The sequence below is a fragment of the Serratia sp. Ser99 genome (assembly GCF_024519545.1).
Classification (GTDB): domain Bacteria; phylum Pseudomonadota; class Gammaproteobacteria; order Enterobacterales; family Enterobacteriaceae; genus Serratia; species Serratia liquefaciens.
Genome location: NZ_JALJRT010000017.1, coordinates 1 through 22,708 on the forward strand (window position 1 = coordinate 1; position 22,708 = coordinate 22,708).

Genomic DNA, 22,708 nt, shown 5'->3' on the forward strand with positions numbered 1-22,708 from the left:
CTTGTGGAGTGCCCACACAGATTGTCTGATAAATTGTTAAAGAGCAGTGAGTTAGCCGCCGTAGCTTGCTATCTCGAGGTGGCGTATAATACGCTTTCCTCTTTCAGAGTCAACCCCTAAATTTCAGGATTTTTTCTCTTCGAACCCCGGATACTCTGTGAAGTTGTTCACATGTTCCGTGTCGATGGAGGCGCATTATAGGGAGCCGGTTCAGAATGACAAGGATTAATATTCACTTTTTATCTGACAGCTCACTATTCATGCATAACGTCTATTAAACCCGCTTTTTGATGGCTTCTGGCAGGTCTGCCAGGCTATTTAGCACCCAATCCGCCAGTTTCTCACCTTGTTCAGTGACCGGCTTACCGGTGCGCACCAGAACTTTAGTACCGACACCTGCCGCTATTGCCGCCTGCATATCTTCCGGTTTGTCACCCACCATATAAGAAGCGGCCATATCAATGTTCAATTCTTGCTGCGCTTGCAACAGCATGCCCGGCTCAGGTTTACGGCAGTTGCATGTCTGGCGGTACTCTTCTATTACAGCTTCAGGATGATGCGGACAGAAATAGATGCCGTCCAGGTCAACATCGCGATCGGCCAGCGACCAATCCATCCACTCCGTCAGGTACATAAATTGGTCTTCGCTGAACTTGCCACGCGCAATGCCAGACTGGTTGGTCACCAATACTAAAGCAAAGCCCATCTTTTTAAGTTCGCGACAGGCGTCGATCACGCCTTCTATAAAGTGGAAATTATCGATTTCATGGACGTAGCCATGGTCGACATTAATCGTGCCGTCACGATCGAGGAAAATTGCTGGAACGCTTTGTGTCACCGGTTTGCTCCTGAGGGCCTGAAAACCCGGACAGTATCGCATGTTTTACCCGGTACTGAGAACGGCAGAGAACAGCGTTGATCGTTGACTTAGACGTCTAGACGCCTTAACATCTGATTTATACCTTGGTCCACGCCAAGGTTTACTTTTATCTAGCCACGGGCAACCACGCTAAAATAAGAAGAATATGATTAAACTTTCTAACATCACCAAAGTGTTCCAGCAGGGTTCGCGCACCATTAGCGCGCTCTCTGACGTGACTCTTCACGTCCCTGCCGGGCAAATTTATGGCGTTATCGGTGCATCAGGCGCCGGTAAAAGTACGCTGATCCGCTGCGCCAACATGCTTGAGCGCCCGACGTCCGGCCAGGTGTTGGTTGACGGACAGGATCTGACCTCGCTGTCTGAAAGCGAACTGACACGCGCCCGCCGCCAAATCGGCATGATCTTCCAACACTTCAACCTGCTTTCTTCCCGCACGGTATTTGGCAACGTTGCGCTGCCGCTGGAGCTGGACAACACCCCACGGGCTGAAATCAAAAAGCGCGTGACCGAATTGCTGGAACTGGTCGGGTTGTCGGACAAACACGACGCCTACCCGGCCAATCTGTCCGGCGGCCAGAAGCAACGCGTGGCGATTGCCCGTGCGCTGGCAAGCCAACCGAAAGTCCTGCTGTGTGACGAAGCCACCAGCGCATTGGATCCAGCCACTACCCGTTCCATTCTGGAACTGCTGAAAGACATTAATCGTCGTCTCGGCCTGACCATCCTGTTGATCACCCATGAAATGGACGTGGTGAAACGCATCTGCGATCAGGTTGCGGTCATCAGCCAGGGGCAGTTGATTGAAAAAGACAGCGTCAGCGAAGTGTTCTCTCATCCGAAAACGCCGCTGGCCCAGCAGTTTATTCAGTCTACATTGCATCTGGATATCCCCGATGATTATGCCAAGCGCCTGGCTCCGGAACGCAGCGGTGGCCGTCAGCCGCTATTGCGTTTGGAATTCACCGGCCAGTCCGTAGATGCGCCGCTGCTGTCAGAAGCGGCTCGCCGTTTCAACGTCAACAACAATATCATCAGCGCCCAGATGGATTACGCCGGCGGCGTTAAATTCGGCGTGATGCTGGCAGAGCTGCACGGCAGCGATGAAGATGCGCTGGCAACGATTAAGTTCCTGCAGGAAAATCAGGTAAAAGTAGAGGTTCTGGGTTATGTCTGAGGCAATGATTTGGCTAATGGCGCGCGGCGTGTGGGAAACCGTCATGATGACCTTTGTCTCCGGCTTCTTCGGTTTCGTACTTGGCTTGCCGGTTGGTGTGCTGTTGTATGTGACTCGCCCGGGGCAAATCGCCGCCAACAATACGCTATACAGGACGCTGTCCGGGTTAGTGAACGTGTTCCGCTCCATTCCGTTCATTATCCTGCTGGTGTGGATGATTCCCTTTACGCGGATGATCGTCGGTACCTCTATCGGCCTGCAGGCGGCTATCGTGCCGCTGACGGTCGGCGCAGCGCCCTTTATCGCCCGTATGGTAGAAAACGCCCTGCTGGAGATCCCTTCTGGCCTGGTGGAAGCTGCCCGCGCAATGGGCGCGACCCCGATGCAAATCATCAAAAAGGTGCTTTTGCCGGAAGCCCTGCCGGGCCTGGTCAACGCTGCCACCATTACCTTGATCACGTTGGTGGGCTATTCCGCCATGGGCGGTGCGGTAGGTGCCGGCGGGCTGGGGCAGATCGGTTATCAGTACGGTTATATAGGTTATAACGCCACAGTAATGAATACCGTATTAGTATTACTGGTGGTGCTGGTCTATCTGATTCAGTTCTGCGGTGATCGGATCGTCAAAGCCGTCACCCATAAATAGTTTTTACAGCAACTGCGCTCACACAGCGTATTTCAAATGCGAGTCTAATGAGGAAGGGATATGTCGTTAAAATTTAAATCCATCGCGGCAATCGGCGCACTGATCGGTACTCTGGCTCTGGCAGGCTGCGGTCAGGAAGAAAAAGATCCGAACCATATCAAAATCGGCGTCATTGTCGGTGCTGAGCAGCAGGTTGCTGAAATCGCGCAAAAAGTGGCGAAAGAAAAATACGGTCTGGACGTCGAACTGGTGACCTTCAACGACTACGTGCTGCCGAACGAAGCACTGAGTAAAGGCGACATCGATTTGAACGCCTTCCAGCACAAACCGTATCTGGATCAGCAGATCAAAGATCGCGGCTATAAGTTGGTACCGGTCGGCAACACCTTCGTTTACCCGATTGCCGGTTACTCCAAGAAGATCAAATCTCTGGACGAACTGAAAGACGGTTCTCAGGTTGCGCTGCCAAACGACCCAACCAATCTGGGCCGCTCTCTGCTGCTGCTGCAGAAGGTTAACCTGATCAAACTGAAAGACGGTGTTGGCCTGCTGCCGACCGTGCTGGACGTGACTGAAAACCCGAAAAACCTGAAGCTGGTCGAGCTGGAAGCGCCGCAACTGCCACGCTCTCTGGACGATCAGCAAATCGCGCTGGCGGTGATCAACACCACTTACGCCAGCCAGATTGGCCTGACACCGGCAAAAGACGGTCTGTTTGTTGAAGATAAAGATTCACCTTACGTGAACCTGCTGGTTGCCCGCGAAGACAATAAAGACGCGGAAAACGTGAAGAAATTCGTTCAGGCCTATCAGTCTGACGAAGTGAACGAAGCAGCCAACAAAATCTTTAACGGTGGTGCAGTTAAAGGCTGGTAATCATTAATTACCGAATTTATTCCTATAATTGCAAGACGGGCTCCGGCCCGTCAGACACTGTTAATAAAATCCTTTGCGACTAACGCAACCATTTAGTACTAATAAAAACAAAGGATTATATTCTCTGCATTACCCCAAAGACCCGAAAACCACGTTTTTCGGGTCTTTGTCAGAAATCTAGACGGGCTCCGGCCCGTCTTGTTATTTCCACCATAGATTGCTTCAATAGCGCCACTCACATATTCCATCAAGGCAGAGGAATCTCAATGCGTGCTTTACCTCTCTGTTTGTTAGCGCTCGCGCTTGCAGGGTGTTCGTCGCAGCGTTTCGCGCCACCTTCAACAAGCAGCACCAGCAAACCGGTCTCGACCACACCAGCAAAAACCACGCCAGCAGCACGTCCGGCACCGGTTAAACTGTACAAAAGTGCAGAAGAATTAGTAGGTAAGCCATTCCGCGATCTGGGTGAAGTCTCCGGCGAATCTTGCCAGACGACAGTACAGGATTCCCCACCCAATCTGGCCACCGCTCGTAAGCGTATGCAAATTCGCGCGTCCTACATGAAGGCCAATGCCGTGCTGCTGCATGACTGCCAGATTGTCAGCGGCGTTGCCGGCTGTTACCAACAGGCCATTTGCCAGGGCTCTGCGCTTAACGTTTCGTCCAAATGACCGAGTTTGTTTTCAATCAGATCGGCACTATTCGTTCACCGTATAAAGAAAAATTCGCCGTACCCCGCCAGCCGGGGTTAGTCGAAGACGGTGGCGGCGAACTGGTGCTGCTGCCTCCTTATAACCAGCCGGAAGCAATACGCGGCCTTAGCGACTTCAGCCATCTTTGGGTAATGTTCATTTTCCATCAAACCCTGGAAGGTGGCTGGCGGCCAACCGTTCGCCCTCCTCGTCTGGGCGGTAATGCCCGTATGGGCGTCTTCGCAACCCGCTCGACCTTTCGCCCCAACCCGTTAGGCATGTCGCTGATCGAATTAAAAGGCGTGCGCATTCAAGGCGCTGAGGTAGTACTGGAATTAGGCAGCCTGGATCTGGTTGACGGCACGCCGGTGGTGGATATCAAACCTTACCTGCCGTTTGCCGAAAGCCAGCCGCAGGCACGCGCCGGATTTGCCCAAGCCGCACCGGCCGGCGATATGCCGGTGAGCTTTACTGCCGAGGCGGAACAGCAGTTGCTGCAACATCAGCAGCGTTATCCGCAGCTACGTCGGTTTATCACTCAGGTGCTGGCTCAGGATCCGCGTCCGGCTTACCGCAAGGGGCAACAGGCGGAACGGGATTATGCCGTCTGGCTGCTGGATTTCAACGTGCGCTGGCGGGTAGTGGATCAGCAAACCGAGGTGTTGTCACTCGACCTGCGTTAAAATTCCACCGTCTCTCTTTTGACAACCTGCTCGCACTGGTAAACTAAATCACTTTCGAAAATTTTGGCTGCCCTACTACTGGCAGCCGGTTGCAATTTGCAGTTCTAACGGAACCAAAACACCATGCGTACTAGCCAATATCTGCTCTCCACTCTGAAGGAGACACCTGCCGATGCCGAAGTGATCAGCCACCAGCTGATGCTGCGCGCCGGGATGATTCGCAAGCTTGCCTCCGGTCTTTATACCTGGTTGCCTACCGGCCTGCGCGTTCTGAAAAAGGTTGAAAACATCGTTCGCGAAGAAATGACCAATGCTAACGCGATCGAAGTTTGCATGCCGGTAGTACAGCCTGCCGATCTGTGGCAGGAAAGCGGCCGTTGGGAGCAGTACGGTCCTGAACTGCTGCGCTTTGTCGATCGCGGCGATCGCCCATTCGTACTGGGTCCAACGCACGAAGAAGTGATCACCGATCTGATCCGCAACGAGATCAGCTCTTACAAGCAACTTCCGCTGAACTTCTTCCAGATTCAGACCAAGTTCCGCGATGAAGTCCGCCCTCGTTTCGGCGTGATGCGTTCACGTGAATTCCTGATGAAGGACGCGTACTCGTTCCACACCTCGCAGGAATCCCTGCAGGCGACTTACGATGCGATGTACGAAGCCTACAGCAAAATCTTCAGCCGCATGGGCCTGGACTTCCGTGCGGTGGATGCCGATACCGGCTCTATCGGCGGTAGCGCCTCACACGAGTTCCAGGTACTGGCCGACAGCGGTGAAGACGATATCGTGTTTTCCACCGGTTCCGACTTTGCTGCCAATATCGAACTGGCAGAAGCGGTTGCCCCGGCTCAGCCACGTGCCGCAGCCAGCGAAGAACTGCGCATTGTAGATACGCCGAATGCCAAGACCATCGCCGAGCTGGTAGAGCAATTCCAACTGCCTATCGAGAAAACGGTCAAAACGCTGCTGGTTCGCGCTAAAGAAGAAAGCGGCCACAAGCTGGTTGCTCTGCTGGTGCGTGGCGATCACGAACTGAATGAAGTGAAAGCCGAGAAGCTGCCACAGGTTGCCGTTCCACTGACCTTCGCCACCGAAGAAGAGATCCGCGCCATTGTCGGTGCAGGCCCGGGTTCACTCGGCCCGGTCAATCTGCAGGTTCCGGTCGTAGCTGACCGCAGCGTCGCGGCGATGAGCGATTTTGGCGCCGGTGCCAACATTGACGGTAAACACTACTTCGGTATCAACTGGGAGCGTGATTTGCCGCAACCACAGGTTGCTGATATCCGTAACGTGGTCAATGGCGATACCAGCCCGGACGGTAAAGGGACATTGCTGATCAAACGCGGTATCGAAGTCGGCCATATCTTCCAACTCGGCACCAAGTACTCTGAAGCAATGAAGGCGACGGTTCAGGGCGAAGACGGCCGTAATCAGGTCCTGACCATGGGCTGCTACGGTATTGGGGTCACTCGCGTGGTGGCGGCGGCTATCGAACAGAATCATGACGATCGCGGCATCATCTGGCCAGATGCTATCGCCCCGTTCCAGGTTGCCATTCTGCCAATGAATATGCACAAGTCCTTCCGCGTGCAGGCGCTGGCGGAAGAGCTGTACAACACCCTGCGTTCCCATGGCATCGACGTGATCCTCGATGACCGTAAAGAACGTCCAGGCGTGATGTTCGCGGATATGGAACTGATTGGCGTGCCGCACTCTATCGTTATCGGCGACCGTAACCTCGACAGCGAAGAGATTGAGTACAAAAACCGCCGTGTCGGCGAGAAGCAAATGATCAAAACCGGCGAAATCGTTGATTTCCTGCTGGGGCAGATCAAACGCTGATCCGCAGAGACAGAAAGCAAAAACCCGCCTAGGCGGGTTTTTTTATGGTCGTTATTTGCTGTCGCAATTTTTGCTGCGGTCGAAAACGAGTTTACCGTCCGGCACCAGCGCCTTTTCAGTCTGCCCTTCTTCCATTGACGGCTGAACACTGAAGTGGCCATTCAACGTCAGGAAGACCGGTTCACCCGGCGTTTTGTAGGCTTTGGCATACCCTTGCTCCAACGCAATGGTATTGTCTACCGGGAACGTCTTGCCCGTGGCGCAATCTTTAAACACCGCCGCATCCGCCATGTAGGTGTAGCTGCCTTTCAGCGCCATCGGCGTTTTAGGCAAGGCTTTCTCTACCGGATCCAGACGATAATTCAATTTGGACTCGATAACCGCACCGCTTTGGTCCAGCATTTCCAGGCTCTTGCCTGCGGGCCGGAAATAGCGTTTGTCGCCACGGCTGTCCGTCAGCACCAGCTTATCGGCGGTTCGTGCCCACTTACCGTAGTCGGCGAAAGTCTGGTCGCCGTCTTTGGTATCACGATAGGTTTCCTGCAGCACGAAAGTGCCGTCTTCATCCAGGAACAGCGAAGTATCCAGGCCGCCGCAGTCTGCACAAGGCAACACGCCCTGATAACTTTGCTGCATTGCCTGAAGAGGCTGTTCCTTTGGCTGATATTGATTATTACATCCCAATAATGAGAGTGCCCCTGCCGCTAAAAACAGGGCTATTGTTATTTTCTTCACAGCTATTCTCCTACTGTGTCCATGTATCTTTAAGTGCGGATTTTGCCACGCAGCGCTTTCGTTGCGCCTTTACGTACTTTGCCTTCCAGCCGACGTAATTTAGCCCCTTTCGTGGGCTTGGTCGCTCTGCGCGCTTTTTCCACCACCATCGCCTGCTGAATCAGCGCCACCAATCTGGCCAACGCCGCCTCACGGTTTAATTCCTGGCTGCGATATTCCTGCGCTTTAATAATCACCACCCCATCGGCGGTAATTAAATGATTATTCAGGGCCAGCAGCCTTTCCTTATAATACTCTGGCAGGCTGGATGCCCGGATGTCAAAGCGCAAATGGATGGCCGTTGAGGCTTTGTTCACGTGCTGGCCACCCGCACCCTGCGCGCGGATCGCCGTCAATTCCAGCTCGTTATCCGGTATGGCAACGCTTCTCGACAGTTCCAGCACCGATCACACCTGCGCCTGTTGCCATTCGGCAAACTGGATTTCCAGACTATTCTGAGCGTCAGATAGCCAGATAGTTCCCTCTTGCAGCGTGGCCTGCAGCGTCATATTACGGCTGGCCAAGGCCGCCAGCTTGCTTAATTGTTCATCATCCAGGAAACGGATGCTTAGGTTTTTGTGGTTTGCCACTTTGCTCTGCATCGATTGCCACCATACGTGGCCGGCACGTTCCCCGTAGGCGTAAAGCACCACTCGCGGAGACTGATTACAGGCTTTCTTGATGCGCTTCTCATCAGGCAGACCCATTTCGATCCACATTTCCAGCCCGTTATGGTCATTACGCTGCCAGATTTCCGGTTCATCTTCAGCACTCAGGCCTTTGGTGAATACCAGGCGCTCGTCGGCGTGGCAAATCCAGGCCAGCAGGCGCAGCATCATGCGCTGTTCGGTTTCGGAAGGGTGTTGGGCCAGGGTAAGCGTGGCGTCGTGGTAGAAATGACGATCCATATCAGCGATATTGACCGTGGCTTTATAAATGGTAGCTTTCAGCGCCATGGGTGACCTCATAATTATCAGGCGACAGTGTACTTGATTTGGCCCAACCGCTGCCAGGCAAAGCGCAGTGCGAAAGCCGCGTGCAGGTGCTAATAACTCCAGAATAGCTGTGCTATAGTCGTCTAGGATAGAGTCAAGCTCCGAGAGCCTGCGCCTCATCGCTAAAGGGTTTCGATGACGCAGAGGTTCTTAAGGGAGGAAACTGTGCAACAATACTGTGAGTTAGTACGCCGTTTTTACGCCGAGATCGGCAGTGGTGATCGCGGCTACGTGCCTGATGCGTTAGCATGTGTATTAAAGGCATTGGACGAAGTTGCTGCGGATAACGCGCTACCGTCCTCCGTTAGGGAACAGGCGGCTTTTGCTGCCGCTAACTTATTGGTGAGCGACTATGTTGATGAATGATGAGTACCAATCCATCAATTGCGATGACTATGAAAGCCTGGAACTCGCCTGTCAGCATAACTACATACTGAAGCTGGAGTTACGCGACGGAGATAAACTCGAAGGCAAAGCCACCGAGCTGAAATTTACCAAGGGCGTTGAGTACCTGATTATCGATCAGGCCGGCAATGCTATCAGCTTGCGTCTGGATCACATCCTCAGTTTCAGTCATCCGGAAATCGGTACCGTGGTCGTCAGCCTGTCTGACTGATTTTTCGGTAACGCCATCCCAACAGGGCAGCCCAACGGCTGCCCTCGTCATTTAGAGCTTCAGGCTGGTTAGGGTTTAAGGCTGGCATAGTAAGCTGCCAGATCGGCAATATCGTCATCGGACAGCGCTGAAACATAGGCTTTCATCACCTCTGCCTGGCCACCGTTACGTTCGCCTTTCTTATAAGCCTGCAGCGCATGCTCCAGGTACATGGCGTTTTGCCCAGCCAGATTAGGATACATTGGCACCGAGACCTTCCCTTCAGCGCCGTGGCATGCCATGCAACTGGCAGATTTGTCTTTGCCTGCCGCCGCATCCCCCGCCGCCATAGCCGGCAAACTGCACAAACCAACCAACACCGCTATTGCGCTCACAAATTTCATCATTGCTCCTTACGCTCTTATTATTTTTTACGCCACTGCAGCCGCAGGGGTTGCTGCCCCTCGGCGGGTTGTCCGGCCTCGCTGACAAAAACGCCCAGCGCAGCGATAAGTTGGTCATCATAATAGATCAAAGGAGTACGCTCACGCTGCCACGGTGGAATACCCAACTCTTGCCACAGTTTTTTGATCGGCCGGGAATGCGTGCGCCCCAGGATGCGGAGCTTGCCCTGAGCGCTAAAGCGAACGCTCACTTTTTGCAGTGGCTGCGGAGCGCGCAGGACAATATCGCCTTCCCCACTCACCAGCTCACCCAGGCCATCCGGCAACATCAGCGGCTCTGATAACGGCCACGGCAAGCAGGTTTGGCGTAGTTCGGCCATCAATGGCAACAGGTATAGGCGCCGACGGAAACGACGGATCTGATATTGTCCCAGCTGTAGCTGAGGTTCGGCATCTTCACGGCTGAGCGCCACTTCGTCCCACAGACGCTGCAACTGTTCGCGTGAGGGCATGCTTGCGCCACGTGCTGCGATCCAACGGCGTAACAAAGCAAAACGACGGGCCGGCGAGCATCCCAACAAACCGTCAATCGCCAGCGCATTTTCTTCATCGAGCAGCGAGTGCAACTGCTCTGCCAGTAGCTCATCCAACAGTTGTTCTTGCTCGGCACACAGGCTGGCGCTACGCGCCGTCGCGGCGGCAAAATGCGGCCAACGCTGATTCAACAGTGGCAATACCTGCAGGCGCAGAAAATTGCGATCGAAACGCGAGTCCTGGTTACTGTCGTCTTCAATCCAACTGAGCTGATGCTGCTGGGCATAGGCTTCCAACTGCTGCCGGGAACTGCCCAGCAATGGACGTAACAAGCCGTTATTTCCCAATGAGGTTTGCGCAGCCATTGCCGACAGGCCCGCCGGGCCGCTGCCGCGCTTTAACGCCAAAAGAAAGGTTTCACATTGATCGTCAAGGTGTTGCGCGGTGAGCAAGGTTTCATCCACGGCCAGCGTGGCAGCAAAAGCGGAATAGCGCGCCGCCCGGGCCGCGGCTTCGATGCCGTCCTGACGGCCGTCGACCTGCACATATTGCACCACCAATGGCAGTTGCCAGGCGGCACATTGTTGGCGACAGTGTTCTACCCACCGATCGGCAAAAGAACTCAGGCCGTGGTGCACGTGCACCGCGCGTAGCTGCAACTCCGGCAGCTGTTGACGCAACTGCACCAGCAAGTGCAGCAGTACGCTGGAATCCAGCCCGCCGCTGAATGCCACCAGCAAGTGCCGGCGCGCTCCCAGCTGACGGGCAAGCTGTCCAGATAATTGATTGCTATTCATTGATTAGGCTTAATAACGTCCAGATAGCTGCACGTTACCCCCCGCAATACCATCAATCAAGCATTAACCGCACGCAGGTGGCGGCCGGTCAGCAACCACCACATGGCCAACACCGCAATCACTGCGGCAGTACAACCCAATGCCCACCAGCCGATTTGTGAGAACAGGTGCGCGTAGGCCTGTGCGGTCGCTCCGGTTGCCGGATCTTCCGCTGTTTGCCCCGCGATAATGCCCGCCAGATAATTTGCTATCGAGCCGGTGGTCAGCATGTAGATCCCCGTCAGTACCCCGGTAGCACCTGGGATATTCAGCCGGGTGATTTGCGCCATGGCGACCGGGTCGATGAACAATTCTGCCAGCCCCATCACGGAAAGCCCGGCGATCATCAGGAACATCGATCCCTGACCGTAGCGGGCATTCAGCGCCATCAGGGTGAAACCGACGCCTATCAGCAGCAAGCCAAAGGCGAATTTCCCCCAAATGCGCAGCGTACGGCTACCGCTGCCGTTGCCTCGTACAAGCCAGGCCAGCATCACACCGCCAAACATCACGGCAAAGGCATTCACTGACTGGAATAAAGCCGTCGGCACCGTCCAGGAAAACCATTGGCGATCGACATAGTGATCGATAAACAGGCTGATGGAGCTACCGCCCTGCTGAGCGAAAGCCCAAAACAAAGTACCCAGCAGCATCAGCATAACGATCTGCCACAGTCCACGGCGTTGCTCTCTCGTAGCCCGGATCATAATCCGCGCCACCATTACCACCGCAGCAGCACACACCAGCATCAGTAATTGCCCCGCCAGACCGTAAATAAACAGCGAGGTAAAGAACAAGGGGGCCAACAACAGCATGGCGCTTAGCCACACCCAGTTCGGTACCTTAAGGGTGTTGGCGCACATCTGCGCACGATCCACCCCGCGTGTGTGGGTGAAATGACGGCTGCCAAACAGGAAGATGGCCAGCCCTGCCAGCATGCCGATCCCCGCCAGCGCAAAACCGACGTGCCAGCCATAGCGCTCTGCCGCCAGCCCACAAGCGATGGGTGCCAGAATCGACCCCACGTTGCCGGCGGCATACAGCAGCGAAAAGCCCCCTTCACGGCGCGAGTCTTGCGGTTGGTATAACTCGCCCAGCAGGCAGCTGATATTGGATTTGAACAGGCCGTAGCCGCAGATGATGATCGCTAGGGCCAGATAGAGTGAATGTGTCGAGACGGCGCTCAGACCGAGGACAATGTGGCCCAGCGTCATCAGTACCGCCCCGGCGATTACCGCAACGCGGTTGCCCAGCAGGCGATCGGCAAGCAGGCCGCCCAGGATCGGCGTGACGTAAACCAGAGAGGCATAGGCGCTATAAAGGCTGATAGCGCGGCTATCGGAATAACCAAGTTGATGAGTAAGATAGAGAATAAGTAATGCACGCATGCCGTAAAAGCTGAAATATTCCCAAATTTGTATGGCTACGACATAGTAGATTGCGCGCGGCTGTGAGGGTGTTTTCATGGTTTTCTCCCATCAGTCGGTGAACGACAAAAGGGAGGCGTAAACGCCTCCCCGTTATTTCAGTTATTTATCGTTTTTCAACACCTTCACGGTGTAACGTCCATCCGCCTGACGGTAAGCGCCGTGGATATCAGTTTCGAAGCCCGGATAATGCGCGCCGATTTCGCACAGCATTTGCAGGAACTCCAGTACCGGACGGCTTTCCTCGGTGAGCATTTCACCTGGCATCACCAATGGAACACCTGGAGGATATGGCAGGATCATGTTGGCATTCACCTTGCCGACCATGTCTTCCAAATAAACCTCTTCCACTTCACCGTGCAGCTCTTTCTGGAACGCATTGAACGGGTTCATAACCAGGGTTGGCAGCACTTCAAATGCGCGGTACATCAGATCCGGCAGGTTGTGCTCAACCACCAGGTTGTGAATGTTCTGCGCCAGATCCTGAATGCGCATGTTTTCATAAAACTCAGGCGCCTCTTTGTACAGTGACGGCAGCATGTTTTTCACCCGCAGGTTCAGGTCGAACGAACGTTTGAAATCAGTCAGGCCGCGCAGCAGGCTGAGGGCTTTGGTTTTGTCGATACCGATGCTGAACAGGAACAGTAGGTTATATGGGCCGGTTTTCTCAACGATGATACCGTGCTCGTCCAGGTATTTAGCAACCAGGCTGGCCGGGATACCAAACTCCTGCATTTCACCCTCTTTACTCATCCCTGGGGTCAGGAGAGTGACTTTGATCGGGTCGAGATACATATGTTCATCGTCGATATTTTTGAAGCCGTGCCAGGCGTTGTCAGACTTCAGCGGCCAGCATTCAGCCTGATCGATGTGTTCTGGCTGCCAGACGTCAAAGAACCAACCTTCGGACTCAACGTTCAGCTGTTTGATTTCTTTACGGAACTTGATAGCACGTTCAATAGAGTCGTTAATCAAACGCTTACCGGCATTGCCTTTCATCATCGCCGCGGCAGTTTCGGTAGACGCCACGATACCGTAGTGCGGTGAAGTGGTGGTTTGCATCATATAGGCTTCGTTGAAGGTTTCTTCGTTGATATCGCCTTTAACGTGGATCATCGAAGCCTGCGAGAATGCCGCCAGCAGTTTATGGGTGGATTGGGTTTCATAAATCACTTTCCCTTCCACACGGCCGCCGCTCATGCCGCATTTGCCTTTGTAGATCGGGTGGAAATTGGTGTAAGGCACCCAGGCGGAGTCAAAGTGAATAGATTTCACATCCAGCGCGTTCTTAATATGATCGGTGTTGTACAGCAGACCGTCATAGGTAGAGTTGGTGATTACCGCATGCACTGGCCAGGTCGCGTTTGGTGTTTCTTTAACACGTTTGGCGATGGTGTCACGGGCAAACTCACTCTGCGGGATACCACCGAGAATGCCGTAAGCATTACGGGTTGGGCGGAAATAGATTGGCGTAATGTCGCTCATCATCATCAGATGGGTCAGCGATTTGTGGCAGTTACGGTCAATCAATACGGTACTGCCGGCCGGTGCGGAGTACATGCCGACAATTTTGTTGGCGGTAGAAGTGCCGTTAGTCACCATATAGCTGCGTTCAGCGTTGAATACGCGAGCAATATACTCTTCAGCTTCTTTGTGCGGACCGGTGTGGTCCAGCAGTGAACCCAGTTCGGAAACCGAAATAGAAATGTCGGACTTCATGGCGTTGGCGCCAAAGAAATCGTAGAACAGGCTACCGACCGGGCTTTTCTGGAAGGCGGTGCCCCCCATGTGGCCTGGAGTACAGAAGGTGTATTTGCCTTCACGCACATATTTGAACAGCGCTTTGGTCAGCGGCGGCAGGATGGTATCGATGTACTCATCGGTGTTTTGTTTGATCTTGGCAGCGATATCGGTAGCCGCACCCAGCGCATATTCAAAGAAACGCACCTGCATGCGCAGATCGTTCAGGCTGACATCCAGGGTTGAATGCGTATTGGCAAATGCATACAGCGGCATATATTCATTCAACTGGCTGATTTCTTCACACAACTCGAGGTTGTATTTATCCCAGTCGAAAATCACCCCGCACAAGCGTGCATTATTCTCGATCAGCTTTAACAGGTCTTCGCGATCGTTAGGATAGACAACGCGGAAGTCCAGGCTTTCCAATGCTTTGTGCAGTTCGCGGATAGGCTCTTCTTTAAAGTAGACACCCATGTGGTTCATGATAGCTATAACGTTCATAATCATTTCTCCAGGTAAAGCGAGCCCCTTGCCATCACGAGTGACAATTACTGCAAGGGGCTAAATTAAGAAGTGGGTCAGTACGTGCTTAGTGCGCTTTGGCCGTCGTGTTGCCGTCGAGGGCTACACCGTTGGCTTTGGCGGTCTGACGGGTATTCATTTTGCGGGCGTAGAACATCAGGATGATCAGGCTGATGATGAAGGTACCGGACAGTTCGAACGAGTCGGCACCCATCAGTGCGATGAAGCAGAAGCCACAACCCAGCACCGAGGCAATCAGGCTCAGCAGGTTACGGATATTGACACCTTCGAAGCGGATCAGATCTACGCAGGAGTAGAAGTAAGGCAGCATGGTCAGCAGTACCGCGATACCGGTCAACATGCCGAACAGGTCGGAAGCTTTACCGCCGCCGGAGCTCATGGCCGTAATCAGCACCATCAGCGCAGTCATTTTGCAGCTTGCCAGCAGCAGGCCTTTTTTCGGCACGCCGTTTTTATCGACTTCACCATAAACTTTCGGGAAGTTACCGTCGTTGGCGGCACGTACCCCAGCTTGACCAACCAGCATCATCCAGGAACCAAGTGAAGTGAGGCAGGCAAAGGCGGTGAAGGCAGAAACCATTGGCGCAGCCCAGCCACCCATGATGGTAGAGGCGCTGATAGCGAACGGTGCACCGGAAGCCGCCATCTCAGACGCAGGATACATACCGCTGATGACCTGAGTTGCTGCAACGTAGATGATCCCAGCCAGCGCAGTCCCCAGCATGGTTGCCAGCGGTACGGTACGTTTCGGGTTTTTCACCATGCCGGTGCTTACTGCGGCAGATTCCACGCCGATAAACGCCCACAGGCACAGCAGGATACTTTTGATTACGGCATGGAAATCAGTGGTACCGGAAGTATTCCAGTTAGCCTGATAGGTTGCGGCGTCGAACCAATGCCAGCCTGCAGTCGCAGTCACAATCACCGGGATCAGCACCAATACCAGGCCCATAGTCGTCAAACGACTGACCCATGAACCGCCCAGCAGGTTAATAAAGGTAAACACCCAAACAATAGCAATACAGGCAATACCCGCCGGTACCGGATTATTCAGTGCAGGGAAGAAGGTAGAAAGATAAGAAACCGCGGTGATGCCGATGGCCAAATTACCGATCCAGTTCGCATGGTAATAAAGCACACCAGTTTGGAAACCAAACGCCGGGGAAATTTCACCCGCGTAGGCAATGGGACCGCCCTGTTGAGGATTTTTGGTGGCCAGGCGAGCATATACATAGGCCAGCGACATCGCACCAATAATGGATATTACCCATCCCCAAATAGCGATAGATCCGAGACTTGCCAGGTTCGCGGGTAATAAGGCAATACCGCTCCCCATCATATTACCGGCAACAACACCGGTGCAGGCAATAAGCCCGATTTTCTTGGATGAAGCCATGGTCAGTTTCTCCTGATTTTGATTTCTTATAAGTCCAGGTCGTTATGCAGTTTTGCTAATGACCGGACTTGATGGTCAGGATGCTAAAGAATGGCGTCAGTAAAGTCCTAAAGATAAAGTGATATTACGGTCATGATCATACAAATGATAACTTGAGGTTTTCTATTAACAAATAAAGAGCTAAACACGGCATCAAGAAAAGATAAATATCATTAAAAAACAGCATGATAAGTGTGTTATTTTTCACCTACAAACGTGAACAACAGAGAATAAATCACCAACCGATACATTTATTTAATTTAACAAAATCGGCACAATAAATAACACCGCCACTCAAGATATTGAGTCAGCGGTGTTATCGAAGGTTATTCGCCTTGAGTATAGTTATTGAGATAGGGAACGACGGCGTTAATTGAGGTGTGAAATACGGCATTACTGATCCAATGCAGCGTATTTTCTCCAGGACGAAGATTAAAGGCGGTGATATAGGAATCAGCTGCCAGATGGTTATAGCCCTGCATTTCATAAACCTTACCCAGCAATACATAATTCATCCAGGACATCTGTAACTCAATGCCCTTGTCAATTGCCTGGTGGGCCTCATCGGTATTCCCCTGCCCCAGCGCTTGTATCGTATGAATTTGCTGAATAATCGGGCTGTCTTTTAACGTCGGCAGCGTATTCAAACGAGCGATTTCAGCCTGCAATTGCGCCAATTGTACGCCGTCAAAGGGTTGATAAGAGTTACGCAATAAATCGGCCAGCGCTTTTTCTGCAGAGAGATAAATAAAATTCGGCGTAATTTTTATCATATCCGCCAGCATATTACTCGCATGGGTCAGTGAGTCGTTATCCCCCTGAATCAAGAGTTGGTGCGCCTGATAATACTGTTGCAATGCCGGGCCGGAATTCGGCAAAAGCTGGGTCAGGCGCTGCTGCAACTGCGGCGGCCAGGGCTGCTTAAGAGCAGTAGACAGACTGCTGAGGAAATCTTCCTGAATTTTTAGCTGGTTGTCATCGGTCACAAAGTAACGCTTATCCAACATGATGGAACTGTCCGCGTTGTTCACCAGACGCACCGACAGGAAACACTGCTGAGCGCGATAATGGCGCTGATTGACGAACTCAATGGTCAGAGACTTACCCGAACTGCTGGGTCCGGTGTAGTTGTAATTGGTCTGATCATGCACCAGGAAGGTCGAGTAAGTATTCAGCGAGTCCGTCACCACTTCACTCAGGCCAACTACATAAGAGAGCTGCGGCGTCCAGTTGCTGCAACTGTTACCGCCCTGAATACGGATGTCGATATCACGCGGGTTCATCAGCACCGGCATGGTGGATTCCGGTATGCGCTGCGACAAGGTCGCGATGGCAACAAACACCACACAGGCGCTCAACGCAGCAAGAAATGCCAGCCACACCCAGAATGTTGATTGGCGATAAAAAGGGGTGGTTGAGGTGACCGACGGCGTTTTTGTCTTGGTTGGTTTGGGCGGCTCGTAGGCTACCTCGTCTTCTTCGCTGCCGTCGCTGCCATCTTCCGGCTCATGCATGATCACCGCAACCTGCGGCACCGCAGGCGTTACCACATCGTCCCCTTCACACCACATGACCGGTGCAGCCAGCTTATAGCCGCGTTTGGGTACGGTGATAATGTATTCCGGGCTATTGGTGTCGCCGTCTTTGAGGTATTTGCGCAGCTCGGAAATACTCTGGGTCACCACATGATTGGTGACGATGTTGCGTTTCCATACATTATCGATCAGCTCATCTCGGCTCAGCACCACATCCGGATGCCGGGCGAAATATTGCAACATATCGATCAGGCGAGGCTCCAACGTCTGTTGGCGCCCGTCACGGCTTATTTTGTTGTCTGCGGGAGTAACTAACCATTCTCCAACGCGAAAAACAGGCTCTTGCATAGTGAACATAACTCAAAAGGGGCGTGCGGCAAGCGCGGGATGATAGCATATGCGGGTGCCGCCTGCGCCGCCTGGTCCCGATTAAGCATTCATAGCTCATATAATTCTAGAGGTAACCCATCCGGATCGCTGAAAAAAGTGAAACGTGACTGGGTGTAAGGATCGATACGCACCGGTTCGCAAACTACCCCAGCATTCTGCAAATGCTGGATGGCCTGCTCGATGTCGTCGACGCTGAACGCCAAATGACGCAAGCCGCAGGCTTCCGGGCGACTGACGCGGGCCGGCGGTGACGGGAAGGAAAACAGTTCGATGGTGTATTGACCGTTGAGCGCCAAATCCGCTTTCCATGAATCGCGCTCCGCACGGTAAAACTCGCCTAATAGGGTGAATCCCAGAATATCGCAGTAAAAATGCTTACTGGCTGCATAATCTGAGCCTATAACTGCGATGTGGTGTACCTGACGTAATGCCAACATTGTGATGCCTCATTGTCTGTCTGATGAGGCAAGGTATCCGGCAGCGGCGGTATCGTCAACGGCAAAAAGCCCCGCTGGATAAGACGGGGCTGTTATTGAGCTATCGGCAATGCAATAGGTCGATCAGGCTTTAAGATCCGCCAATGCCGCACCGTAGTTGATGTGCAGCACCTGCCCACCCACCACCAATGCAGGGACGCTCTGCACCCCGGCTTTTTCGGCTTCGGCGATACGCGCCGGCGTTTCGCCCAGATGAACCACGTCCACCTGCACATCCTGGCTCAACAGGCCCAACAACTGCTGCTCTGCGCTCACGCAAACCGGGCAACCGGCATGATAGAAAACGGCCTTAGTCATGATAATTCTCCTTGGTTCTGACTGTTGTGGGTGAACTGCGCACCCATTTAGTTTCGACTCGAAACCAACAGCACAATAAATCCTCCACCATGCCTTGTCAATATAGTTTTTAATCGATACTATTTTGCCACACTAGCGAGGATCCCATGTTGACACTGTTTGATTTACTGGAACGACTGAATAGCCTGCAACGCAGCTGGCTGCGGAGTCATGAAGAGCTGGAAAGCCTGCCGCCGGTGCAGCTGAGCGCCTTGTATTACCTGGCACGCTGCAACCATTACTCCAATACGCCGATGGCGGTGGCGGAATATCTCGGCCTGACCAAGGGTACGGTGTCGCAATCGCTGAAAAAGTTGGAAAGTAACGGGATGATCGCCCGTACGGCAGACGAGAAGGACCGTCGCAGCGTCAGGTTAAAGCTGACCGACAAATCGCGCTTGTTGATGGATGCCCTATTCCCGCCGGCCTATTTACAGCAAGCGCAGGATGCCATGCAGCAGGACGGCGGACAGTTGCTGGAATTACTGACGCAGTTGCTGCGTCAGTTGCAAAAACAGGATGATAATGTGGCCCTGTTCGGCGAATGTCATCAATGCCGCTATCACCAGCGGCATGACGGGCAGCCATTTTGCGGCCTGACGCAGGAACCGCTGCCGACCAGCAGCGTGAACCTGATCTGCCGTGAGTTTGCTTAAGGCTGCGGTGCTTTGAGTACTTTCACCAGATAACGCCCGTCTTCGGTCAGCTTCGCGCCGTGGATATCGGTTTCAAACCCCGGATAGCGCTCGCCGATAGAACACAACATCAGCAAGAAATCGAGCACTGCTCGGCTCTCTTCGGTGATCATCTCCCCCGGCATCACCAGCGGAACCCCTGGCGGATAAGGCAGGATCATGTTCGCCGCGACTTTGCCGACCAGTTGATCCAACTCGCAGGTTTCCACGTTGCCACGCACCTGCTGCTGGAACATTTGGTGTGGCGTCAGCTTCATTTCTGGCAACACATCAAAAGCCCGCTGCATCAAACCCGGCAGATCGTGCCGACAGATCAAGCTGTGGATCCCGGCGGCCAGATCCTGAATACGCATATTACGGTAGAAATCTGGATCCTCGGCAAACAGGTCCGGCAGCATGTTCTTCACTCGCAGATTGAGATCGTAAGCGCGTTTAAAGTCGGTCAGGCCACGCAGCAGGCTCATCGCCTTGGTCTTATCAATGCCGATACTGAACAGGAACAGCAGATTATAAGGGCCGGTTTTCTCCACCACGATACCGCGTTCGTCCAGGTATTTCGCCACCAGCGCTGCCGGTATGCCGCTATCTTCCAGAGCGCCAAGCTCATTCATCCCCGGCGTCAGGATGGTGACCTTGATAGGATCGAGATACATGTGATCGCGGTCGGTATTGCCAAAGCCGTGCCAGTTGTCATCCGGGTTTAGCGGCCAGCACTGCGCCTCGTCAATCTCTTCCGGCTGCCAGATATCGAAGAACCAGCTATCGCTTTCTTCCCGCAAACGCTGCACCTCACGACGGAAATGCAGCGCACGCTCCACCGAGCGGTTAATCAACCTGCGCCCCGGATTACCACGCAGCATCGCCGCCGCGGTCTCCATCGACGCCACGATGCCGTAATTCGGCGAAGTGGTGGTGTGCATCATATAGGCCTCGTTAAAGGTACTTTCGTCATAGTCACCCTTAATGTGGATCATCGAGGCCTGTGAAAACGCCGCCAGCAGTTTATGAGTCGACTGGGTTTCGTAGAAAACTTTACCGGGTATACGTTCACCGCTCATGCCGCTCTTGCCGTCATAAATCGGATGGAAATTGGTATAGGGCACCCAGGCGGAATCAAAATGAATTGATGGGACGTCCAGCGTCTGCTTGATGTAGTCGGTGTTGTACAGCAGGCCATCGTAGGTCGAGTTAGTGATCACCGCATGGACTGGCCAACTGGCGTTGGCCGTGTCAGCCACCCGAGCGGCAATGCTGTCATGGGTGAATTCACGCTGTGGGATCCCGCCAAGAATCCCGTAGGCATTGCGCAGCGGGCGCAAATAAATCGGCACGATATCGCTCATCATCAGCAGGTGGCACAGGGACTTATGGCAGTTGCGGTCGATCAATACCGTGCTGCCGGTCGGTGCCGAATACATGCCAACAATTTTATTGGCGGTAGAGGTGCCGTTGGTCACCAGATAACTTTGCTCGGCGTTAAAGGTACGCGCAATATACTCTTCTGCCTCCAGGTGAGGGCCAGTGTGATCCAGCAGCGAGCCCAGCTCGGTGACCGAAATCGACACGTCGGCTTTCAGGGTATTGGCACCGAAAAAATCGTAAAACAGGCAACCGACCGGGCTCTTCTGAAAGGCCGTACCGGCCATATGGCCGGGAGTACAGAAGGTGTATTTCCCTTCATGCACGTAGTTGAACAGTGCTTTGGTCAGCGGCGGTGTAATAGTATCGATGTATTCGGCGGTATATTGCTGGATGCGCTGCGCAATATCATCTGCCGCATTCAGTCCGTACTCGAAGAAATACAGCACCATACGCATTTCATGCAGGCTAACGTCGAAGGTGGAATGCGTGTTGATAAACGCATACAGCGGCAGATACTCGTTGAGCTCGTTGATCTCGCTGCACAACTCCAGGCTGTAGTCGTCCCAGTCGAAAATCACGCCGCAAATGCGTGCGTTAGCTTCGATCAGCTTCAACAAATCGCCGCTGTTTTTGGGATACACCAGTTGGAAGTTCATCGCAGCCAGTGCGGTGTGAAGCTCGCGGATCGGCTCGTCTTTATAGTAAACGCCCGCTGGGCTCATGATCGCGATGATATTCATCGGCTGCTCCTGTCAGTTAACCACCAAACCTCTATAACAACATGAAAATACTGCGGTGTGTAGACAAAAAAAAACCGCCCGAAGGCGGTTTCTTGCAACGCGTGACAGCACTCAGCAATAGCCGTAGTTCATCAGGCGCTGGTAGCGGCGGTTAAGCAGCTCTTCGGTGTTCAGGCCGTCGAGATCTTTCAGATCGGCCAGCAGCTGCGCTTTCAGCGCTTCCGCCATCGCCGGCACATCGCGGTGAGCAGAGCCCAGCGGTTCCGGGATCACCGAGTCGATCAGCTTCAGCTCTTTCAGGCGCGGTGCGGTAATGCCCATGGCTTCTGCGGCAATCGGCGCTTTGTCGGCGCTTTTCCACAGAATGGAAGCACAACCTTCCGGTGAGATCACCGAATAGGTGCTGTACTGCAGCATGTTCACTTTGTCGCCCACGCCAATGGCCAATGCGCCACCGGAACCGCCTTCGCCGATCACCGTACAGATCACCGGAATTTTCAGGCGAGACATTTCACGCAGGTTATGGGCAATCGCTTCTGACTGGCCACGCTCTTCCGCGCCCACGCCCGGGTAGGCCCCAGGGGTGTCGATGAAAGTGATCAGCGGCATCTTGAAGCGAGAAGCCATTTCCATCAGGCGCAGCGCTTTGCGATAGCCTTCTGGTGCCGGCATGCCGAAGTTACGGCGGATTTTCTCTTTGGTCTCGCGGCCTTTCTGATGCCCGATGATCATCACCGGACGGCCATCCAGGCGCGCAATGCCACCGACAATCGCTTTGTCATCGGCATAGGTGCGATCACCCGCCAGCTCTTCGAAGTCGGTAAAGATGTGTTTGATATAATCCAGGGTATAAGGACGGCGCGGGTGGCGTGCCAATTGGGCAACTTGCCAGGCCCCAAGATCGGAAAAAATCTTGCGCGTCAGCTCAACGCTCTTTTCACGAAGGCGCTGAACCTCTTCGTCCAGATTAATATCTAATTTTTCGTCTTGACGGCTGACTGCAGTCAGCGAGTCAATTTTCGCTTCCAGCTCTGCAATCGGCTGTTCAAAATCAAGAAAATTCAGACTCAT

Annotated in this window: 23 protein-coding genes; 9 read left to right on the forward strand and 14 right to left on the reverse strand. The window is 53.5% G+C overall.

Annotated features, from left to right (window positions below; translation table 11 throughout):
* Positions 1 to 274 precede the first annotated feature (274 nt).
* The gene (gmhB, locus tag NR114_RS22760) at positions 275 to 838 is read right to left on the reverse strand and encodes a D-glycero-beta-D-manno-heptose 1,7-bisphosphate 7-phosphatase (RefSeq protein WP_256814520.1); all 564 of its coding nucleotides are present in this window, start codon (positions 836 to 838) and stop codon (positions 275 to 277) included.
* 187 nt (positions 839 to 1,025) lie between these two features.
* On the opposite strand from gmhB, the gene metN reads away from it, so the two are divergent.
* From metN to proS, 6 genes are all read left to right on the forward strand, one after another.
* A complete protein-coding gene (gene metN, locus NR114_RS22765; protein ID WP_020828330.1) occupies positions 1,026 to 2,057 on the forward strand; it encodes a methionine ABC transporter ATP-binding protein MetN in 1,032 nt (343 codons plus the stop codon).
* Positions 2,050 to 2,703 (forward strand): methionine ABC transporter permease MetI, encoded by a 654-nt coding sequence (locus tag NR114_RS22770; protein ID WP_020828331.1) that lies wholly within the window; start codon positions 2,050 to 2,052, stop codon positions 2,701 to 2,703. Before metN ends, NR114_RS22770 begins: the two co-directional genes overlap by 8 nt.
* A gap of 60 nt (positions 2,704 to 2,763) precedes the next feature.
* Positions 2,764 to 3,579: a MetQ/NlpA family lipoprotein gene (locus NR114_RS22775; RefSeq protein ID WP_020828332.1), complete on the forward strand. Its 816-nt coding sequence runs from the start codon at positions 2,764 to 2,766 to the stop codon at positions 3,577 to 3,579.
* A gap of 266 nt (positions 3,580 to 3,845) precedes the next feature.
* Positions 3,846 to 4,250 carry an Rcs stress response system protein RcsF gene (rcsF, locus tag NR114_RS22780; protein WP_020828333.1) on the forward strand — a complete coding sequence of 135 codons (405 nt, stop codon included), beginning with the start codon at positions 3,846 to 3,848 and terminating at the stop codon, positions 4,248 to 4,250.
* Positions 4,247 to 4,954: a tRNA (N6-threonylcarbamoyladenosine(37)-N6)-methyltransferase TrmO gene (tsaA, locus tag NR114_RS22785; RefSeq protein ID WP_020828334.1), complete on the forward strand. Its 708-nt coding sequence runs from the start codon at positions 4,247 to 4,249 to the stop codon at positions 4,952 to 4,954. The genes rcsF and tsaA overlap by 4 nt, the downstream gene beginning before the upstream one ends.
* A 123-nt stretch (positions 4,955 to 5,077) precedes the next feature.
* Positions 5,078 to 6,796: a proline--tRNA ligase gene (gene proS, locus NR114_RS22790; protein ID WP_234530267.1), complete on the forward strand. Its 1,719-nt coding sequence runs from the start codon at positions 5,078 to 5,080 to the stop codon at positions 6,794 to 6,796.
* Between the two features lie 51 nt (positions 6,797 to 6,847).
* Here proS and nlpE read toward each other — a convergent pair whose 3' ends face one another.
* Genes nlpE through NR114_RS22805 form a run of 3 tightly spaced genes read right to left on the reverse strand, consistent with a single transcriptional unit; the run spans position 6,848 to position 8,526 of the window.
* Positions 6,848 to 7,531, reverse strand: a complete 684-nt coding sequence (nlpE, locus tag NR114_RS22795) for an envelope stress response activation lipoprotein NlpE (RefSeq protein WP_044553096.1) — start codon at positions 7,529 to 7,531, stop codon at positions 6,848 to 6,850.
* A 29-nt stretch (positions 7,532 to 7,560) separates the two neighbouring features.
* Complete coding sequence (arfB, locus tag NR114_RS22800; RefSeq protein ID WP_046372783.1) at positions 7,561 to 7,974, reverse strand: alternative ribosome rescue aminoacyl-tRNA hydrolase ArfB; 414 nt, start codon at positions 7,972 to 7,974, stop codon at positions 7,561 to 7,563.
* 3 nt (positions 7,975 to 7,977) lie between these two features.
* Positions 7,978 to 8,526 carry a YaeQ family protein gene (locus tag NR114_RS22805; protein WP_020828338.1) on the reverse strand — a complete coding sequence of 183 codons (549 nt, stop codon included), beginning with the start codon at positions 8,524 to 8,526 and terminating at the stop codon, positions 7,978 to 7,980.
* A 204-nt stretch (positions 8,527 to 8,730) separates the two neighbouring features.
* Between NR114_RS22805 and NR114_RS22810 the strand changes: the two genes are divergently transcribed.
* Complete coding sequence (locus NR114_RS22810) at positions 8,731 to 8,931, forward strand: YaeP family protein (protein ID WP_041415645.1); 201 nt, start codon at positions 8,731 to 8,733, stop codon at positions 8,929 to 8,931.
* Positions 8,924 to 9,181 carry a Rho-binding antiterminator gene (gene rof / locus NR114_RS22815; RefSeq protein WP_234530279.1) on the forward strand — a complete coding sequence of 86 codons (258 nt, stop codon included), beginning with the start codon at positions 8,924 to 8,926 and terminating at the stop codon, positions 9,179 to 9,181. The genes NR114_RS22810 and rof overlap by 8 nt, the downstream gene beginning before the upstream one ends.
* A 68-nt stretch (positions 9,182 to 9,249) precedes the next feature.
* Here the strand turns inward: rof and NR114_RS22820 are convergent, their stop codons facing one another.
* The 8 genes from NR114_RS22820 to NR114_RS22855 form a co-directional block, all read right to left on the reverse strand.
* Positions 9,250 to 9,567: a cytochrome c gene (locus NR114_RS22820; RefSeq protein ID WP_162838000.1), complete on the reverse strand. Its 318-nt coding sequence runs from the start codon at positions 9,565 to 9,567 to the stop codon at positions 9,250 to 9,252.
* 17 nt (positions 9,568 to 9,584) lie between these two features.
* Positions 9,585 to 10,895 carry a tRNA lysidine(34) synthetase TilS gene (tilS, locus tag NR114_RS22825; RefSeq protein ID WP_142814524.1) on the reverse strand — a complete coding sequence of 437 codons (1,311 nt, stop codon included), beginning with the start codon at positions 10,893 to 10,895 and terminating at the stop codon, positions 9,585 to 9,587.
* Between the two features lie 56 nt (positions 10,896 to 10,951).
* On the reverse strand, positions 10,952 to 12,400 hold the full coding sequence (gene dtpD, locus NR114_RS22830) for a dipeptide permease DtpD (protein ID WP_048759154.1): 1,449 nt from the start codon (positions 12,398 to 12,400) through the stop codon (positions 10,952 to 10,954).
* 63 nt (positions 12,401 to 12,463) lie between these two features.
* Positions 12,464 to 14,605, reverse strand: a complete 2,142-nt coding sequence (locus NR114_RS22835; RefSeq protein ID WP_020828344.1) for a lysine decarboxylase CadA — start codon at positions 14,603 to 14,605, stop codon at positions 12,464 to 12,466.
* A gap of 88 nt (positions 14,606 to 14,693) precedes the next feature.
* Positions 14,694 to 16,043, reverse strand: a complete 1,350-nt coding sequence (gene cadB / locus NR114_RS22840; protein WP_020828345.1) for a cadaverine/lysine antiporter — start codon at positions 16,041 to 16,043, stop codon at positions 14,694 to 14,696.
* Positions 16,044 to 16,408: 365 nt separating this feature from the next.
* Positions 16,409 to 17,965: a lysine decarboxylation/transport transcriptional activator CadC gene (cadC, locus tag NR114_RS22845; protein ID WP_256814521.1), complete on the reverse strand. Its 1,557-nt coding sequence runs from the start codon at positions 17,963 to 17,965 to the stop codon at positions 16,409 to 16,411.
* 89 nt (positions 17,966 to 18,054) lie between these two features.
* A complete protein-coding gene (locus tag NR114_RS22850) occupies positions 18,055 to 18,444 on the reverse strand; it encodes a VOC family protein (RefSeq protein ID WP_020828347.1) in 390 nt (129 codons plus the stop codon).
* Positions 18,445 to 18,567: 123 nt separating this feature from the next.
* Positions 18,568 to 18,801, reverse strand: a complete 234-nt coding sequence (locus tag NR114_RS22855) for a glutaredoxin domain-containing protein (protein ID WP_129941008.1) — start codon at positions 18,799 to 18,801, stop codon at positions 18,568 to 18,570.
* Between the two features lie 149 nt (positions 18,802 to 18,950).
* Between NR114_RS22855 and NR114_RS22860 the strand changes: the two genes are divergently transcribed.
* On the forward strand, positions 18,951 to 19,496 hold the full coding sequence (locus tag NR114_RS22860) for a MarR family winged helix-turn-helix transcriptional regulator (RefSeq protein ID WP_081667737.1): 546 nt from the start codon (positions 18,951 to 18,953) through the stop codon (positions 19,494 to 19,496).
* Here the strand turns inward: NR114_RS22860 and NR114_RS22865 are convergent.
* Positions 19,493 to 21,637, reverse strand: a complete 2,145-nt coding sequence (locus NR114_RS22865) for a lysine decarboxylase LdcC (protein WP_234530272.1) — start codon at positions 21,635 to 21,637, stop codon at positions 19,493 to 19,495. The two genes, NR114_RS22860 and NR114_RS22865, sit on opposite strands and share 4 nt — an antisense overlap.
* Positions 21,638 to 21,748: 111 nt before the next feature.
* Positions 21,749 to 22,708, reverse strand: coding sequence for an acetyl-CoA carboxylase carboxyl transferase subunit alpha (gene accA / locus NR114_RS22870; protein WP_020828351.1), 960 nt, complete (start codon positions 22,706 to 22,708; stop codon positions 21,749 to 21,751).